This is a genomic window from Pyramidobacter sp. CG50-2 (genome assembly GCF_003612005.1).
In the GTDB taxonomy this organism is placed as follows: domain Bacteria; phylum Synergistota; class Synergistia; order Synergistales; family Dethiosulfovibrionaceae; genus Pyramidobacter.
Map to the genome: position 1 here is coordinate 54,172 of NZ_RAWT01000008.1, position 16,020 is coordinate 70,191.

Genomic DNA, 16,020 nt, shown 5'->3' on the forward strand with positions numbered 1-16,020 from the left:
AGACGTCATTTTTTCTCGCGCCCCGCGTTACCGGCAGCCGGAGCGGACAGTCCCTTCAGAAAAAGATCTCTGAAATGTTCCTGCACGCTCCACATTCTCTCTTGTTTCTCCGGCGTGTCGTGATCCCATGCCAGAAGGTGCAGCATGCCGTGAAAAACAACGAGCGCCAGTTCCGATTCTCCCGATACATGATGTTCCACGGCGTTCCTTCTAACGACCGCGGGACACACCACAATATCGCCGAGGAGAAGAGGCGGCAGCTGAGCGTCGGGGGCAAACCTGCCTTCTTTCTCAAAAAAAGGGAAGCTCAACACATCCGTTGGGGCGTGGACCTGACGGTATTCATCGTTCACTTCGGCCATCCGCGTCTCATCCAGGAACTGCAGAGAGATCTGCAGTCCCCCATGCGCGCGCCACGCTGGCCAATGTACGTCATATAAGTCCGCCGCCAGCCTTTCGAAAGTGGCGATATTCGTTTTTGCCAACGTCAGCAGGGGATCCTGATCGATGTCACTGGCGATGAGAATGCGGACTTCAGGATTCTTTCGCCGCCGCTGCTTTAGCTTGAACCGCGACAATGTTCGAGGAGCCATGCGCATCGTCAGTCTCCTTTCCTTGCTCTTCAGGCAACGATTTCAGCGGTTTGATGTCGCGCGTATGATACATCGAGCGCAACGTACTGACCAGCGCCGCTTTGATATCCGAGAGGTCTTTCAGGGTGAAGGGGACTTCGTCCAGCTGACCGGTGCTTATCTTGGACTGCACCACGTTGTCGGCAAGGCGAGTGAGATCGAGAATGCCCTTGATATTTGCGCTCTCCGCTCGGGCCGCGGCCTCCGTCGAATCGGCAATCATCAGGACTCCGGTTTCCTTGCTTTGCGGCCTCGGTCCGGGATAACAGAATTGACTCTCGTCCGCTTTCAGCCCCGCCTGGAGCGCCTTTCGATAAAAATACGTCAGGCAGGTCGTGCCATGATGTTCCGCGATAAACGCTTTTATCTGCGACGGCAGACGATATTCGTCGGCAAGTTCCAGCCCGTCTTTCACATGCGACAGGATCACAAGCGCGGATAAAGCCGGCGACATCTCATCATGAGCGTTTATTCCCGAAATTTGGTTCTCGATAAACGATTGCGGCCGTTTCAGCTTTCCAATGTCATGAAAACAGGCTCCCGCCCGGAGCAACATCGGATTCAGACCGATTTTCTCGGCCGCCGCCTCGGCCAGATTCCCCACCATCTGGCTGTGATGATAAGTGCCGGGAGCCTCGACCTGCATTCTTTTCAGCAGCGGATGGGAAGGCTGCGTCAGCTCTACGAGCTGCAAAGGAGAAACGATATCGAAGAGTATCTCCAGCAGCGGCAGCAAGACGATAACCATAAAGCTCAACAGCAAGCACGCCGTAAACATAATAGCCGCCTGACGAACGCTCATCAGATTGGTCAACCCCCATTGGAGCACCGAGGCGACCCCAAGCATCGCGATGCCGAGAACGAACACATGGATCCAGACGGCGGAGCGCGAATAATTCCTTTTGAAAAGGGAGATTCCCAAAATGGCTCCGGCGCACCCCGAAATTGCATTGATGGCAAACGCGGTGACATCGTATCCCGAGGTGATGATCGACGCGCTCAACGTCACGGCGACAGCGCAATTCAACGCGCCGATGTCGGGAAGCGTGAGGTAGATCATCGCAATCACGGGAAAAACGCCGACGCCGTTGACGCCCCAATAAATCACGCCGATCTGAAAGAGCCAGCCCAACAACAAGAGAAAGAACGAATAAGTCCAGTCTCCATGATACGTCGTGCTTATAAAAACGTGGGGCATGGTCTTGCGGATCCAGAGGACGCTTATACAGGCCACGATGACGGCGAAGACAAGGGACGTCATCGGGAAACGCCCCTCGGGATACCCTTGGAGTTTCAAGATCCTCGCAAGCTGCGGCGTCACGATTTCCCCTTTGTTGACGATCCGGTCGCCGGCATAAAATATGTGTTTGGTCTGTTCGATATCGGAGGCCGCCAGCGATTTTATACGCTCCGTCAGATCGGGGTCGACCTTTTGATCGCCTTCGGACAGCCCGACGAGAATCTGATAAATGATGTTTGCGGAAGAAGGGTTCGTCTCTATCAGACCGATACGCTGCCATATGAACTCGTCCTTTTCGTCCGCAGACAAATTCACGTTGCGCTGAAGATCGTCATGGATCGAACGGACGGTAGCGACAATCTGCTCCCGTGTGTCCAGAGGCGCGGCATCCAAGAGCTCGCGGAGTTCCTTGGGCAAAATCCTGTCGTCGAGCGGCCGGTTCAAGAGGATCTCGCATTCATCGTCAAAACCGACTTCGCTTTTCATATGTCCTTTGACGACGACCCCGATGATTCCGTCGGCAACTTCCGCGCGCAGCTTTTCCGTCGCTTCGTTGTCGTCGTAATTCATGTCGCGAACGGCGTAATACGCCCGTTGAGCGGTCGCGCCGGGAATGAAGTAAGAGTCGGAATCAACCGTGTACCATCGTACCTGCACGACGACCATGGCAACAAAAGCGGCAATCGCGTAAGGGAGGAATTTCACAACGTACTTGCAGGAACTCTGAAAAAGTTTCCTCCACTGAGTCCGATCCAGTTGATCAATATTCATCGTCTGTTTCCTCGCAGTTATTTCTTCTGTGATGCCTCATATCGATCATAGGCAGCGACAATTTTTTGGACAATCTCGTGCCGCACCACGTCTTCATTTTGCAGGTGGATAAAAGAAATCCCTTCGATATCTTTGAGGATCCCCTGAACGAGTCTCAGTCCCGACTGCTTGCCGTTAGGCAGGTCAACCTGAGTGAGATCGCCGGTAATGACCGCCTTGGAACCAAAACCGATGCGAGTCAGGAACATCTTCATTTGTTCGGGCGTTGTATTTTGAGCCTCGTCGAGGATGACAAAGCTGTCGTTGAGGGTCCGCCCCCGCATGTAAGCAAGAGGGGCGATTTCAATGATCCCTTTGTCAGCGTAACGGGCGAATTTTTCGGGGGAAAGAAGTTCAAAAAAAGCGTCGTATAACGGGCGGAGGTAAGGTTCCACCTTTTCACGAAGATCGCCGGGCAAAAAACCCAGACTTTCGCCCGCCTCGACTGCCGGGCGCACAAGGATGACGCGGCTCACGTTTCCGTTTTTAAGCTGATTCACGGCCTGACAGACCGCAAGATACGTTTTCCCCGTCCCTGCCGGTCCAATCCCGAAAATCACCGTGTTCTTCTCCATCGCCTTTACGTATTCAAGCTGCCGGGCGGTACGCGGCCTGACAGGCTTGCCCCGGTAAGTGATGCACAGCAGTTCCGAATAGAGCGAAGCGATATCGACACGGCCGTTCTTGCGCAGAGTCTCAAGCATATAGCGAAAATCCTGCAGGCGAAACTGGTGGCCATCCTGCGCCGCATCGCGCACCTGCAACAAAAGGGCATGGGCCTGACGTACGTCTTTTTCTTCATCTCCGGCGACGGTGATCAGCTCTCCCCGCCTGAGAACGCGGACCTTTCGCTTTGACTCGAGAAATTCGAGGTTTTCGTCGTCCCGTCCGCAGATTCTCATCAACAGCGCGGGATCAGAACATTCCAACTGCATTGTATAGACTCCGTCTATGGTAATACCTCCCCCACTTCCACACGAAAGTTTTATACAACAAACACAGTATGGAGGGACGGAAAAGCCGCCCCTCCTTTTTTATAAAGTTCAAATACAAACGCCGCAAGCTCTCAGGCTCTTACACGGGATATGCTGAACCATCCACGAACTCGTTCAGGCCGATATCGGTCATCGTTTCGCGGGCGTACTTCTTCACCAGAAACTCCTTGGCGACCGCCGGGAAAAGCACATAGGTCAGCACGTCCTCGGGCTGGGTGATCCATGACGCCACTTCTTTTCGGGCCTTTTCCAGCTCCGGCTCGATAAGGTCGGCGGGACGGCAGGTGATCGGCTTATCCCCGCCAAGAACTTTTTTCTGGATTTCCGGGTCCATCGGCGCGGGCGTCTGGCCATACATTCCCTTGAAGATATTATACACTTCCTTGGGAATGATTTTCCACCGCTCTCCGGAAAGCACGTTAAGCGTGGCCTGCGTGCCGACAATCTGGCTGCTTGGCGTCACCAGGGGCGGATACCCCATGGCCGCGCGGACATAAGGGACTTCCTCCAGGACTTGCGACAGCTTATCCTGCTGCCCGGCTTCTTTCAGCTGGTTCACGAGATTCGAATACATGCCGCCGGGAATCTGCGCGAGCAGAATATCCGTATTCGCGCCTTGGACCTTTACGAAGATCTTGTCGTATTTAGAGCGTATCTTCTTGAAATGATTGGAAATCGGCGTCAGCCGACGGATATCGAGCCCCGTGTCCCACTGACTGCCGGCAAGGGCGGCCACAAAGGTCTCGGTGCACGGCTGACTGGTCCCCATCGAGAAGGGAGACAAAGCACAGTCGATGACATCGGCGCCGGCTTCGATCGCGGCGTAATAAGCCAGTCCTGCGAGCCCGCACGTATAGTGCGAATGCACCTGGATCGGCAGCGCCGTCGCCTGTTTGATGCCATAGACCAGTTCCTTGGCAGCCGTCGGCGTCAACAATCCGGCCATGTCCTTGATGCAAATCGAATCGGCGCCAAGGTCTTTCATCTGCGAAGCCAATTTCACAAAGGCCTCTACCGTATGCACCGGAGAAGTCGTATAGGCGATGCAGAGCTGAAGGTGCGCTCCTTCCGCCTTTGTCTGGGCAGCCGTCACTTCGACGTTGCGAAGGTCGTTCAGAGCGTCGAAAATCCTGATGATGTCAATACCGTTGCCAACGGCCCGCTTCACGAACTCTTTGGCGGTATCGTCGGCGTAATGACGGTATCCCACGAGATTCTGCCCTCTCAAAAGCATTTGCAGCTTGGTCTTCTTAAAATGTTTCTTCAGGGTGCGCAGTCTTTCCCAGGGATCTTCGTCGAGGAAACGCATGCAGGCGTCAAAGGTCGCTCCGCCCCAGACTTCCAAGGAATGGTAGCCGATCTCGTCCATCTGATCCAGTACCGGGAGCATGTCATCAAGGGACATGCGCGTAGCCATCAGCGACTGATGAGCGTCGCGGAGCACTGTTTCAGTGATCTCCACCCTGCGCGTTGCGGAAATTTCGCGGGCGCTCTCCTGTGCGGCAGGCTCTTCGGCCGGCGGCATTTTCTCTTGGACGTCCGCTTTTTCGTCCTCAACGGCGGCTGAAGAACGTGTTTTCTTTGAAACCATGTAAATTCCCTCCTACAAAGATATATTTCAATTTTTGTTTTCGTTCGAGAATAATTGCCAATGCGATTACTATATCACAAGGAAGCTTTCTTCGCTTGATTCCATAAATATATTAAATCGTTCAATGAAAGGTCATTCCATTTTTTGCCGTCCTGCTCAATCTGCGTTTCAATATAACGGAACCGACGTTCGAATTTCGCATTCGTCCTTGACAAAGCCAAGTCCGGGTCAATGCCGCAGCGCCGTGAAAGGTTCACGGTCGCAAACAGGAGATCGCCGATTTCCCCGGCGAGTTCCTGTTTTTTATCAGCGTCGAGGACTTCGCAGACTTCGGCGAGCTCTTCCCTGATCTTCTCCACGACCGGCGTCTGTTCTCCTTGAGGCCAATCGAATCCTACGCCGGCGGCTTTCTCTTGAATCCTGTAAGCCTTCGTCAAAGCGGGCAGACGGCGCGGCACTCCCGTCAAAACGGAAACGTCCCGTGTCTGTTCCGCCTGGCGTTCCTGGCGTTTTATTTCCTCCCAGCCGGCCGGAGCGCTCTCGTGCGCCTCGGCCGACGGCGTGCCAAAAATGTGGGGATGACGGCGGACGAGTTTCTCGGTTATGATCCTCGGAATGTCGTCGATTGAAAAATCGCCGTTTTCCTCTGCAATGGTGCCGATAAAAATCACCTGAAGCAGCAAATCCCCGCATTCTTCAAGAACGTGTTTCATGTTCCCGTCGGTCTCGCGGCGTTCAATGGCGTCTACCAACTCGTAGGCTTCTTCGATGATATGCGGACGGAGAGACTCGTAATCCTGCTTGCGGTCCCAGGGACAGCCGTCTGGAGAGCGCAGTTTTTTCATGGTCTCTATGAGTTCGGAAAAGCGACCGGGCTCCTTGTCCATTCTTTTGCCTCCTCACATAGGAAATGTCACGGCCGGGAAACGAATTTTTTCATCAGTTCCCCGGCGGCGGCATGCAGTCCGTTGACGCCGCCGGGGCCGAGGCGCGCGCCGCTTTTCGCGATCCAGCGCGGAGGCAGGAAGAGGTCTTCCCGCAAAGGTCCCTCAAGAGCGACAAACGCCTTCGAGACCCGGAGCTTCTCTATCCCGAGAGCCCCGCCTTCGCCGCGGACCAGAGCCGCGTCAAGCAGCCCTTGAACTTGCTCGGGCAAAGGGCCATACCGATCAAGGAGTTCCGCCTGCATTTCCTCGTATTCCCGAGCGCTCAAGGGGGACAATAAGCGTCTGTACAGCCCGATGCGCAGTTCCGCCTGCGGGACATAATCCACAGGGATCACCAGCGGCATGGCCAAATCGACCAGCGCGGGCTTTATTTCGATCCCTCGCAGCTGGTCGACGCGCTCCTTCAATTTTTTCAGATAAAGGGTGTAGCCAATGCGTTCCTTGAAGCCATGCTGTTCCGTTCCGAGGATCTCGCCCGCCCCGCGGATCTCGAGATCGCGCTGCGCCAGCTGATAACCGCCATTCTGCGAGCCGACGGCGCCCAAAGCCTCGAGGCGTTCGCGGGTCTGGCCGCCGCTTTCTTCGGATTCATAAAAAAACAGGGCGTAAGCGTTCTCGCTGCGCCGCCCGATGCGGCCGCGTATCTGATGCATCTGCGCCAGGCCGAGACGCCTGACGTCGTCGACGATCAGCGTGTTGGCCCGCGGCACGTCGAGCCCGCTTTCGATGATCGTCGTACACACCAGGATTTCAATTCTGCCGTCATAGAACTCGTTCATCGTTTTCTCGAGCTCGCGCTCCCCCATTTGCCCGTGAGCGACGGCCGTGCGGTGTCCGGGGAAACGGTTGGCAAGACGCGCCGCGATCTGTTCTATGTCGTCGATGCGATTATGCAGATAGTATACCTGCCCGCCTCGCATGAGCTCGCGGAGAATTGCGTCATGCGCCAGACCGGGATTCCAGCGGGAGGTCACGGTAAAGACCTCGCCGCGCCCTCGCGGCGAAGTGGCGATCACGGAAATGTCCCGGATGCCGCGCAGAGCCATGGAAAGGCTTCTGGGAATCGGCGTCGCCGAAAGAGAAAGCACGTCCAGCCCGGGATGCGCCACTTTCAGCCGCTCTTTATGTTTGACGCCAAAACGGTGTTCTTCGTCAATTATCAGCAATCCCAAGTCTTTGAATCGAATGTCGTCCTGAAAAAGGCGATGAGTGCCGATCAGGATATCGACACGGCCGTTTGCCGTTTCGTCGAGCACTTCCTTCTGCTTTTTCTTAGGGATCATCCGCGAAAGCAGCTCGACACGGATCGGAAGTTCGCCGACTCTGGCGACGCAGGTGCGATAATGCTGGAGGGCCAAAACCGTTGTCGGCGCAATAATCGCCGCCTGCGCGCCATTTTCGACGGCCTTGACCGCCGCGCGCAGCACGACCTCGGTTTTGCCGTAACCGACGTCTCCGACAATGAGACGATCCATAGGCCAGCGGCGTTCCATGTCGTGCTTGACGTCGCGGATCGCCCGAAGCTGATCGACGGTTTCTTTGTAGGGGAAGCTCTCTTCAAAGCGTTTCAGCAGGTCGCCGTCGCGTCCAAAAGCCCGCCCGTCGGCCAGTTCGCGCTGGGCGTAGAGATTCAGGAGCCCCTGCGCTTCCGCTTCGATCTGCGCTTCCGCTTTTTTCCATGCCGAACGCCAGCGCTTCGACTTGAGGCTGTCGAGTTCGGGGACGCCGTTACCGTTCCACGGGGTGAGGCGAAAAAGCTCAGCGGTAGGGATAATCAGCCTTTCGTTGTCGGCGAACCGCAGAACGATGGTTTCGTAATTCTGGCCGCCAAAATTCTCAACCGATGTTCCCACAAGCTGGCAGACACCATATTTTTCATGAATGACCCATTGGTCCTTCTTCAAGCTCGCCTCAAGGTCCAAAGGCATGCCGTGATTGATCTCTTCTTCGGCAACTTCGTTGATGCCGAAAAGTTCCGCGTCGGAAATCCAGATCTCGTTCCGGTCCTTCACCACGACGCCGCCGCTTAAACTGCTGCCCCGATGGAAAAAGACCTGCTCAGGAAACGAATCCCCGGTCAAGTTGCGGCTGGCGATATGGATCTTGAATCCCGCCTGCAGATGGCTGTCGACGTACGCGCGGGCCGCTCTCAGATCGCCCCGGAAATAAGGAACGACGCCGAAATCGAGGGTGTCCTGGTGAACGCCCTCCCCGGGAGGCGATACTCTCAACCGCGGCAAACGCCCCGTGTCCAGCAAAAACCTTTCGAACGCGTCGGGCGCAAGCCGTTGTTTTTCTTCGACAAGCGCGTTGTAGAGCTCGCAAAAAGCCGCAAAGCTGTCCTCGAGTCTGCGGGGTTGGACCAGCAGCGTTCCGTAACTGCCCCAGGCCCTTTCGCGCTCTTCGTCTTCGCTGCGATTGACGCTGCGCACAATGAAATGCGGCAGATTTTGAAAACTTCTCTGTGAGCGGGGCTGAAAAAAACGGATCGATTCCACGTCCTCGTCAAAAAATTCGACGCGCAGAGGCGCCTTTTCGGAGGGATCGAAAAAATCGACGATACCGCCGCGAACCGCAAACTCGCCGGGCTGCCACACCAACTCCGCCCGCCGATAGCCGTTTTCGGCAAGCCAGGACGCAAGCGCATCTCGTCCCAAGCGCGCGCCGGCCGCCAAAGTCAGTCCCGCTTTGCCGAAGCGAAACGGCGTGACCAACGCTCCCGGGGTGGTCACCAACATCCCGCTCTCTGCGTTGAGCCATCCCGAAAGCGTATGACCGCGCCGCAGAAACGAATCCCCGTTCCGCAGCTTCTCGCTGTCCAAGGGGGGCTCTTCGAGCAGACGGCTTTCTCCGACCTCCAGCACTTTCAAATCGGAATCCAGAGCCAGCGCCTCCTGGCGCGTCGGCACAAGGACAAGAACCTTTTCACATCCGCGCAGGGAACACGCCAGCCCGGCGCCTTCCAAAGGAATGCCGACCGACGCGCCGCGCGCCCAAAGCCGAGAATCGACGTCACTTAAGCGAGAAGTCAGAGTTCTTCACCTCCCTTTCGCTTATGGCGATCATAAACAAAAAACGGCGAAAGCGTCATGCTTCGCCGTTTACAGAACGTACATCACAACTGTTCACGCGGTTCATAAGTTTTTCTGCGCCAGACGAACACCACTCCAGACAAAAAGCTGAAGCTTTTTCAATTGACCTGTCAATGACGCGGCGATCGTCAGCGGAAAAACGCCCCGTCACCCAAGCGGCCATATCGTAGCGCGGCGGGCAGGGATCGACGCCGAGACGCAGACGCGGAAAATCCCCGCTGTTAAGATGGGCGATGACGGATTTCAACCCGTTATGCCCCCCGGCGGAGCCTTTCGAACGAATCCTCATACGCCCCAACGGCAGGTTGATATCGTCCACGACCACGAGGATATCCCTCGGCTCGATCTTGTAGAAACGGGCGACTTCCCCCACGGCTATGCCGCTGTTGTTCATGTACGTATAGGGTTTGAGAAACACGACCCGTTCGTCGCCGAGATTCAACGGCCCCCAACAGGCGCCGCCGAATTTTGTCGACGGCTCGCCGGCCTGCAGACGATCCACGACACAGTCGATCACATCCCAGCCGACGTTATGCCGCGTTAAAGCGTAATCCGTGCCGGGATTGCCAAGCCCTGCAATGAGACGCAAGTGCTTATTCGTTCGCGCAGTAAAAGTCGATGTGCAGCAGCCGGTCCGTGGCGTAATTCTTCGTGGCGGACTTGATCACGCAGTTTTTCACTTCCCCGTTGGGAAGTTTCGCGGCAAAGACGGTCTTCTTCACATCGTCCGACATCAGGTAGGGCAGCATCGTTTTGGTCTCCACTTTAACGGAGTACGTCTGCTCGAGGGCCGGTCCGTAGACGACGGCGGGAAGAAAGCCTTCCTTGCGCAAACGGCCGCAATACGCCGAACCCGAACCCTCGCGATTCTCGAGAACAATCTGAACTGCTTCTGACATAATACAAAGAGCCTCCTCAAAAAAATTATTTACAATGGCGGGTCCGAAATCACTCAAAAAGATCGCTCACGGAACCGTCAGTGTGAATCCTTCGAATAGCCTCGGCAAAAACCGGGGCCATGGACACTTGCACTATTTTATCCAATTTCCTTTCCGCTGGCAATGGGATCGTGTCGGTCACAACGACTTTTGTGACGGCATCGTCGCTGAGACGGTCGATGGCGGGGCCGGAGAGCAGGCCATGGGTCGCCGAACAGTAAACTTCCTTGGCGCCCAAGCTTTCCAACGCTTTGGCCGCGTTGACGATCGTGCCGGCCGTATCGATCATATCGTCGATGATGATGCACGTTTTATCGGCCACGTCGGTGCCGATGATTTCCATGACCTCGCAAATATTGGCCATGTCGTGACGGCGGCGTTTATCGACGATGGAAATCTCCGCTCTGAGGAGGGTCGCAAGTTTCCGGGCGCGGACGACCCCGCCGGCGTCGGGCGATACGACGACGAATTGACTGGTGTCCTGATCGCCGATAAGATGCTCTTTGAACCAGCCGGCCAAAAGCGGCACTCCCAAGAGGTGATCCACGGGAATGTCAAAAAAACCCTGGATCTGCCGCGCGTGCAGGTCTGCCGTAACGACGCGGTCGGTGCCGGCGTGCTCGATCATATTCGCGACCAGTTTTGCAGAGATCGGCTCCCGCCCCTTGGCCTGGCGATCCTGACGGGCATAACCGAAATAGGGCATGACAAGGTTGATCCTTCCCGCGGAGGCTCTCTTCAGCGCGTCGACCATGATCAGCAGTTCCATCAGGTTGTCGTTGACGGGCTTGCACGTCGGCTGGATCACATACACGTCTGCGCCGCGGACGCTCTCTTCGATGCGGAAGCCCACCTCTCCGTCGGCGAAGTTGTAATGGGTAACGTTTGCCAGCCTGATCCCCAGTTCCTGGCTCACTTTCTCCGCGAACTCGGGATGAGCGGTACCGGAAATAACCATGATCTGCCTCTCGCTCGACATCATCTTTCAAGCCTCCATATTTTTTTCGTGCTCAGCCTTTTTTCTTTGTGTCCATCCCTCGCGCACGACCTGACGATTTCTCGCCACGGCGAGCGCTCTCGCGGGGACGTCCCGAGTGATGACCGACCCTGCGCCGACCACAGCGTCATCGCCGATGTTCACTGGGGCGACGAACATCGTGTCGCTGCCGATGAAACAGCGGGCCCCGATCCGCGTTTTGTTTTTATTGACGCCGTCGTAGTTGCATGTGACGGATGCCGCGCCGATATTGGTTTCCGCGCCGATCACGGCGTCCCCCATATAGCTCAGATGAGGAACTTTCGTTCCTTCGCCGATCTCGCTGTTTTTGATCTCGACAAATTTTCCGGCAAAAGAATCCCTCAGAAGATGCGTGCCATCCCGCAAGAAACAGAAAGGCCCCATCTTCACGTTTTCTTCCGCGACGATATCCTCGGCGACCACATAGCCGAGACACTGCACGTTGTCTTTCAATATGCAGCGGCGGAGGATCGTTCCCGAGCCGAGGCGGCAGCCCGCGCCGATCTCGCTGCATCCCCAGATCTGAACGTTCGGGGAAAGGAACGCTTCGCCGTGAAACACAGCCCGCGGCGAGACCCACGCCGTGCTCGGGTCAACGCATTTTACCCCTTTGAGCATCCACTCCGCGAGGAGGCGGTCCCGCATTTTCAGCGAAAGCGCGGCAAGTTCGAGGGGATTGTTCACGCCGCCGAGATTCTCGGCGCCAAGCTTCACCGGAACGACGTTCAGGCCGCAACGGCAGGCCCAGGAAATGAGATCGACAATGTAATATTCCCGTTGACTGTTGTTCTGCGTCAAGCCGGAAAGGCCCTCAAGAAGCATGGGGGCAGCGAACACGTAGACGCCGGCGTTTATTTCAGATATGCGCAGCTGCTCAGGCGACGCGTCCTTTGCCTCCACGATACGGACGCCGCCCCCGTTCCTGACGACGCGCCCGTAGGAAGCCGGCTCGTCCAGATCGCAGGTCATGAACGCCGCGTCCGCCGCGTCCGCCTGGTCAAGAAAGGCGCCGATCTCTTGTTCGGTGATCATCGGCATGTCGCCGTTCACGACCAAAATACGCTCCCGCTCTCTGATCCAATCGGCAGCGGTCATGACCGCATGTCCGGTGCCAAGCTGCTCTTTTTGCCAGATCACTTTGGCGTCGGGGGCATTCTGCGCGAGCCATGCCTCGACGTGTTGCCCTCCGTGTCCGACCACAACGGCGATGTCGTCGATGCCGGCGGCTCGCAGCGCTCGTAAAACATAGTAAAGCATCGGCTCTTCGAGGAGAGGCTGCATCACCTTGGGAACCGCGCTCTGCATTCTCGTTCCCTTGCCGGCAGCCAATATCAACGCGCTGCATTTCTCCGGCCGCGTCATTTTATCATCCTTTCGGAAAGTCGCCGGACGGTGAGTCCGATAACTTCCTCGTTTCATATTTTCATGGTAAGATTTGGAAAAGCGTAAAAGAACGAGTCTATACTATCATGGTCTCGAAGCCTGTCAAGGCAAAGAATGTAGAAAATCCCGGAGGCATCTGCTCATGAATATTTCAGCGGCCAAATCATATGCAATGATCGTTCTCTTCGTCATGCTGATCGTTTTTTCGATCCTCGGCTTCATGGCCATGAAACCGCAAAGTACGCAGAAGAATATCGATGCGTTCTGGGTTTCAGTGATTGCGTTTCTGTTTTTGCTTGCCGCCTACATTTTCTTTTTTGTCTCTCCGCTGCTTTCGATCGCGCCTCTTTTCCCGGTTTGTATCTTCATAAAGCTGTTTCTGGCGACACGAAAGCCCTCCAAGAAATGACGATTCTCCCGTTTCGCATGACGCGCGCGAAACGGGAGAATCGTTTTAATGCTGATTCTTGATAGAAAATATTAACATACCGCAACGTATAGTATTTAGATAAGTATCAGTGTAGCACTCACTACAACACCAACGAAAAGAGCAATCATGACGCAGTATCCCATGATGTCACGAACAGTTAGGTTGCAGATTGCAAGCACAGGCAGAGCCCAGAAAGGTTGAATCATGTTCGTCCAGCTGTCGCCCCAGCACAGAGCCATTGTAACCTTTGCATAGTCGGCACCAATCTGCTTAGCAGCTTCAATCATGATTGGTCCTTGAACAGCCCACTGACCACCGCCCGAAGGAATGAAAATGTTGATTAAGCCAGCGCTCCAAAACGTATAGAGAGGCAGCGTCTTAGGTGTGGCAAACTGAGCAAAGAGGTTAGCCATCCATGCAGCGAGGCCAGAATTGCGCATCATCCCCATCATACCGGCGTAGAAGGGGAACTGCAGCAAAATACCACCTGTTGTGCCAGAAGCAACCTGAATTGCCTTAGAGTAGTTAGACAAAGTTTTGTGGGCAAGTAGACCGGCAACCAAGAAGCACATGATCACAATGTTCATACTCAAGTTAAACGTAGCGTTGTTAGCGAAAAAGTCATAAAGGTACCATGCACCGCTCAGAATCAGAATTACACATAGAATCACGCTGTTGTCAATCTTTTGCGCAGGAGTTGCTTTCTCTTCCTTTTCTTCTTCGGCTACTTGCATCTCCCTGGCAACCAGAGCTGGATCGAGTTCTATGATTTCATCCTCGTCCTTGCGTGGAGCCATCATCACAAATAGAATAGGCATGCCGACCAAGATAATGAAGGATAGAATAAGGTTCCAGCTGCTGAACAGAGTTTCCGAAACCGGGATAACGCCGCAGACTTTCTCAAGGAAATGCCCGGGAGAAGATACAGCAAGTGGTATGCTTGAGGAAGGGCCGCGCATAACTTCGCCAGCATAGGCAGCTGCAACGAGCAGCGGGAAGTGGACACCCTTGCCGCTGTTTTTCACCGCGACTTCACGAGCGATAACAGCACCTACGATAGGACCAAAACCCCAGTTGAAATAGGCGGCAATAGTGCTAATAACGGAGACAAATACGATCGCCGAGACAGAACCATTAGTCATTCCGGCAAGAAAACGCAGAAATTTCTTAATAGGCTTGGCATTTGCCAGAGCGTGCCCTGTTACAAGAAGCAAAACCATCTGCATAGTGAAACCGTAAAGACTGAAGAATCCCTTACCCCAATAATCATTCATCTCATGAGCCGTCTTGCCGCAGATAAACATACCCATGATATAAACGAGCATACTCAGCATGACCGCAAGGGTAAAGGGTTGAGGCAACCATTTCTGTACCAATCGGATAAAGAAACGCGTGATAGAACGAATCATAAAAAAGTCACCTCCCAAGAATGTCGCATCACTTAATCACAATATCTAAATTGCACTATTTACATTTTGCGCGCATCATAGCTACGCCCTGCCCACCGCCGATGTAGTCGGAAGCAATGCCGAATGCCGAGCTCTTTGTCACGCTGATCAAGCGCGTTGATCAGCGTGGTCGCGATCTTGGCGCCGGTCGCGCCGATGGGATGCCCGAGGGCGATCGCGCCGCCGTGGACATCCAACTTCTCCATGTCGAACGGCATTTCGCGGTGACAGACGATGACCTGAGCCGCAAACGCTTCGTTGATCTCGATCAGATCCATGTCGCTCAGTTTCAGTCCCGCTTTCGCTGCGGCGCTGTAGCCAAGGATCTCGGCCAGCGGTTTGAGGCCGCGTTCTTGTGCCCATTCGCGATCGGCAACGATAACGATCGCGCCGTTGTTGCACAGGGGCAAACTGCTGCCGGCGGTGATGGTACACCTTCCTTTCGGGCGCGATCTCCAGCAAAATCATCTTGCCGTCCTTGATGGAGAACACAGCGAATTCAGTGACGATCAGGAAAACAACGCCTACTACCGTCAGGGATAAGCGACACTTTTTGAGGATCTTGGGATGGCCTTTTTATTGCAGTGAGTGGTGGCGACGATAACGCGTTTGGCACCGACGACAAGATTCATCGCCCCTCCCATGCCGGGCAGCAGTTTGCCGGGGATGATCCAGTTGGCGAGACTACCTTCCTGATCGGTCTCAAGCGTGCCAAGCACGGTGGCGTCAACGTGTCCGCCGAGGAGCAGGCCGAAGCTCATCTCGCTGACAAAGAACGAGCAACCAAACAACGGTGTGATGAAACGCCTGACTGCCCCGATAAAGTGATAATCTTTCTTCTCAGGTTTGGGGCCGACGCCGAGACAGCCGTTTTCAGTCTGAATAATAAGGCAGGTCTCTCGGGCAGGAAAATAGAATTATATGATCTCTGTTTCTAAACCAGAAAATAATATTTGTATCTAAAATATGGAGATCGCTCTGAAATTCACTTCAGCGTTAGTGCCATCAGTTTCAGAAGTGTTCTGTCACGATACTTCGAGATGCTCTCCCAATCCCTTCCTTTTTCTATGGGACGAGCGGCCATTTCTTCGTCAATACTTTGGCAGATTTCTTCAAGATGCGGGTTTTCATCTCTCCCAAACTTCTTTCCATGATTGCGTAGGCCTCCGACCGTGCCAAGGTTCATCGTTAGTAGCTGTCCCGTAATTGCCATACGTGCACCGGGACCATTCATTAGTGTCATGTCAATATCCTCTGCACTGCACACACCGTCAGCAACCAGATTTTGAGCAATTTCTCTTACAGCGAGACTAGGGCTTGTTTAAAAAACGTCAAAGTTGCCTAAATCGATCCAATCGCTTAAACTTTTCTCATGGAAGAGAGAAGATATGAACTGACCTCCAGCGAGTGGAATCGAATCAAGAGAATGCTGCCGCCCGAACACCCGAAATCAGGTCAACGTGGACGCCCGGCAAAATACGATAACCGCAGGATCA

General features: G+C 54.7%; 15 protein-coding genes and 1 pseudogene. 1 reads left to right on the forward strand and 15 read right to left on the reverse strand.

The features are described 5' to 3' along the window. Positions 1 to 5: 5 nt before the first annotated feature. The 11 genes and pseudogenes from ybeY to glmU form a co-directional block, all read right to left on the reverse strand. Positions 6 to 599 (reverse strand): rRNA maturation RNase YbeY, encoded by a 594-nt coding sequence (gene ybeY, locus D7D26_RS03030; RefSeq protein ID WP_120371979.1) that lies wholly within the window; start codon positions 597 to 599, stop codon positions 6 to 8. Beyond that, the gene (locus D7D26_RS12555) at positions 535 to 1,770 is read right to left on the reverse strand and encodes an HDIG domain-containing metalloprotein (protein ID WP_233543438.1); all 1,236 of its coding nucleotides are present in this window, start codon (positions 1,768 to 1,770) and stop codon (positions 535 to 537) included. Before D7D26_RS12555 ends, ybeY begins: the two co-directional genes overlap by 65 nt. 210 nt (positions 1,771 to 1,980) lie before the next feature. Beyond that, a pseudogene (locus tag D7D26_RS12880) lies at positions 1,981 to 2,643 on the reverse strand (hypothetical protein); the annotation flags it as partial. 17 nt (positions 2,644 to 2,660) lie between these two features. Next, positions 2,661 to 3,617, reverse strand: a complete 957-nt coding sequence (locus tag D7D26_RS03040) for a PhoH family protein (RefSeq protein ID WP_078016219.1) — start codon at positions 3,615 to 3,617, stop codon at positions 2,661 to 2,663. A 139-nt stretch (positions 3,618 to 3,756) separates the two neighbouring features. Further along, positions 3,757 to 5,268 (reverse strand): pyruvate carboxylase subunit B, encoded by a 1,512-nt coding sequence (locus D7D26_RS03045; protein WP_078016220.1) that lies wholly within the window; start codon positions 5,266 to 5,268, stop codon positions 3,757 to 3,759. Positions 5,269 to 5,342: 74 nt separating this feature from the next. Next, complete coding sequence (gene mazG / locus D7D26_RS03050; protein ID WP_120371981.1) at positions 5,343 to 6,155, reverse strand: nucleoside triphosphate pyrophosphohydrolase; 813 nt, start codon at positions 6,153 to 6,155, stop codon at positions 5,343 to 5,345. A 26-nt stretch (positions 6,156 to 6,181) separates the two neighbouring features. Then, complete coding sequence (locus tag D7D26_RS03055; protein WP_233543440.1) at positions 6,182 to 9,124, reverse strand: DEAD/DEAH box helicase; 2,943 nt, start codon at positions 9,122 to 9,124, stop codon at positions 6,182 to 6,184. A 178-nt stretch (positions 9,125 to 9,302) separates the two neighbouring features. Next, entirely contained in the window at positions 9,303 to 9,896 is a 594-nt protein-coding gene (gene pth, locus D7D26_RS03060; protein WP_120371982.1) for an aminoacyl-tRNA hydrolase, read from the reverse strand. Positions 9,897 to 9,900: 4 nt separating this feature from the next. Beyond that, positions 9,901 to 10,206, reverse strand: a complete 306-nt coding sequence (locus tag D7D26_RS03065; protein ID WP_009166178.1) for a 50S ribosomal protein L25 — start codon at positions 10,204 to 10,206, stop codon at positions 9,901 to 9,903. Between the two features lie 49 nt (positions 10,207 to 10,255). Next, entirely contained in the window at positions 10,256 to 11,227 is a 972-nt protein-coding gene (locus D7D26_RS03070) for a ribose-phosphate diphosphokinase (RefSeq protein ID WP_078016224.1), read from the reverse strand. A 3-nt stretch (positions 11,228 to 11,230) separates the two neighbouring features. Continuing rightward, the gene (gene glmU, locus D7D26_RS03075) at positions 11,231 to 12,625 is read right to left on the reverse strand and encodes a bifunctional UDP-N-acetylglucosamine diphosphorylase/glucosamine-1-phosphate N-acetyltransferase GlmU (protein ID WP_120371983.1); all 1,395 of its coding nucleotides are present in this window, start codon (positions 12,623 to 12,625) and stop codon (positions 11,231 to 11,233) included. Positions 12,626 to 12,788: 163 nt separating this feature from the next. On the opposite strand from glmU, the gene D7D26_RS03080 reads away from it, so the two are divergent. Next, the gene (locus D7D26_RS03080; RefSeq protein WP_120371984.1) at positions 12,789 to 13,055 is read left to right on the forward strand and encodes a hypothetical protein; all 267 of its coding nucleotides are present in this window, start codon (positions 12,789 to 12,791) and stop codon (positions 13,053 to 13,055) included. A gap of 95 nt (positions 13,056 to 13,150) precedes the next feature. Here the strand turns inward: D7D26_RS03080 and D7D26_RS03085 are convergent, their stop codons facing one another. The 4 genes from D7D26_RS03085 to D7D26_RS03100 all read right to left on the reverse strand — a co-directional run bounded on the left by D7D26_RS03085 (position 13,151) and on the right by D7D26_RS03100 (position 15,818). Next, positions 13,151 to 14,485, reverse strand: coding sequence for a short-chain fatty acid transporter (locus D7D26_RS03085; protein WP_120371985.1), 1,335 nt, complete (start codon positions 14,483 to 14,485; stop codon positions 13,151 to 13,153). A gap of 59 nt (positions 14,486 to 14,544) precedes the next feature. Then, entirely contained in the window at positions 14,545 to 14,934 is a 390-nt protein-coding gene (locus D7D26_RS03090; RefSeq protein ID WP_274703148.1) for a hypothetical protein, read from the reverse strand. Between the two features lie 123 nt (positions 14,935 to 15,057). Next, complete coding sequence (locus tag D7D26_RS03095; RefSeq protein ID WP_342447420.1) at positions 15,058 to 15,411, reverse strand: CoA-transferase; 354 nt, start codon at positions 15,409 to 15,411, stop codon at positions 15,058 to 15,060. Between the two features lie 98 nt (positions 15,412 to 15,509). Further along, entirely contained in the window at positions 15,510 to 15,818 is a 309-nt protein-coding gene (locus D7D26_RS03100) for a 3-hydroxyacyl-CoA dehydrogenase family protein (protein WP_120371986.1), read from the reverse strand. Positions 15,819 to 16,020 lie beyond the last annotated feature (202 nt).

Excerpts from the sequence above, each read along its gene's own strand:
- D7D26_RS03070 (WP_078016224.1), bottom strand. The coding sequence starts at position 11,227 with ATGATGTCGAGCGAGAGGCAGATCATGGTTATTTCCGGTACCGCTCAT.
- glmU (WP_120371983.1), bottom strand. The coding sequence starts at position 12,625 with ATGACGCGGCCGGAGAAATGCAGCGCGTTGATATTGGCTGCCGGCAAG.
- mazG (WP_120371981.1), bottom strand. The coding sequence starts at position 6,155 with ATGGACAAGGAGCCCGGTCGCTTTTCCGAACTCATAGAGACCATGAAA.
- ybeY (WP_120371979.1), bottom strand. The coding sequence starts at position 599 with ATGCGCATGGCTCCTCGAACATTGTCGCGGTTCAAGCTAAAGCAGCGG.
- D7D26_RS03085 (WP_120371985.1), bottom strand. The coding sequence starts at position 14,485 with ATGATTCGTTCTATCACGCGTTTCTTTATCCGATTGGTACAGAAATGG.
- D7D26_RS03065 (WP_009166178.1), bottom strand. The coding sequence starts at position 10,206 with ATGTCAGAAGCAGTTCAGATTGTTCTCGAGAATCGCGAGGGTTCGGGT.
- D7D26_RS03045 (WP_078016220.1), bottom strand. The coding sequence starts at position 5,268 with ATGGTTTCAAAGAAAACACGTTCTTCAGCCGCCGTTGAGGACGAAAAA.
- D7D26_RS03040 (WP_078016219.1), bottom strand. The coding sequence starts at position 3,617 with ATGCAGTTGGAATGTTCTGATCCCGCGCTGTTGATGAGAATCTGCGGA.
- D7D26_RS03080 (WP_120371984.1), top strand. The coding sequence starts at position 12,789 with ATGAATATTTCAGCGGCCAAATCATATGCAATGATCGTTCTCTTCGTC.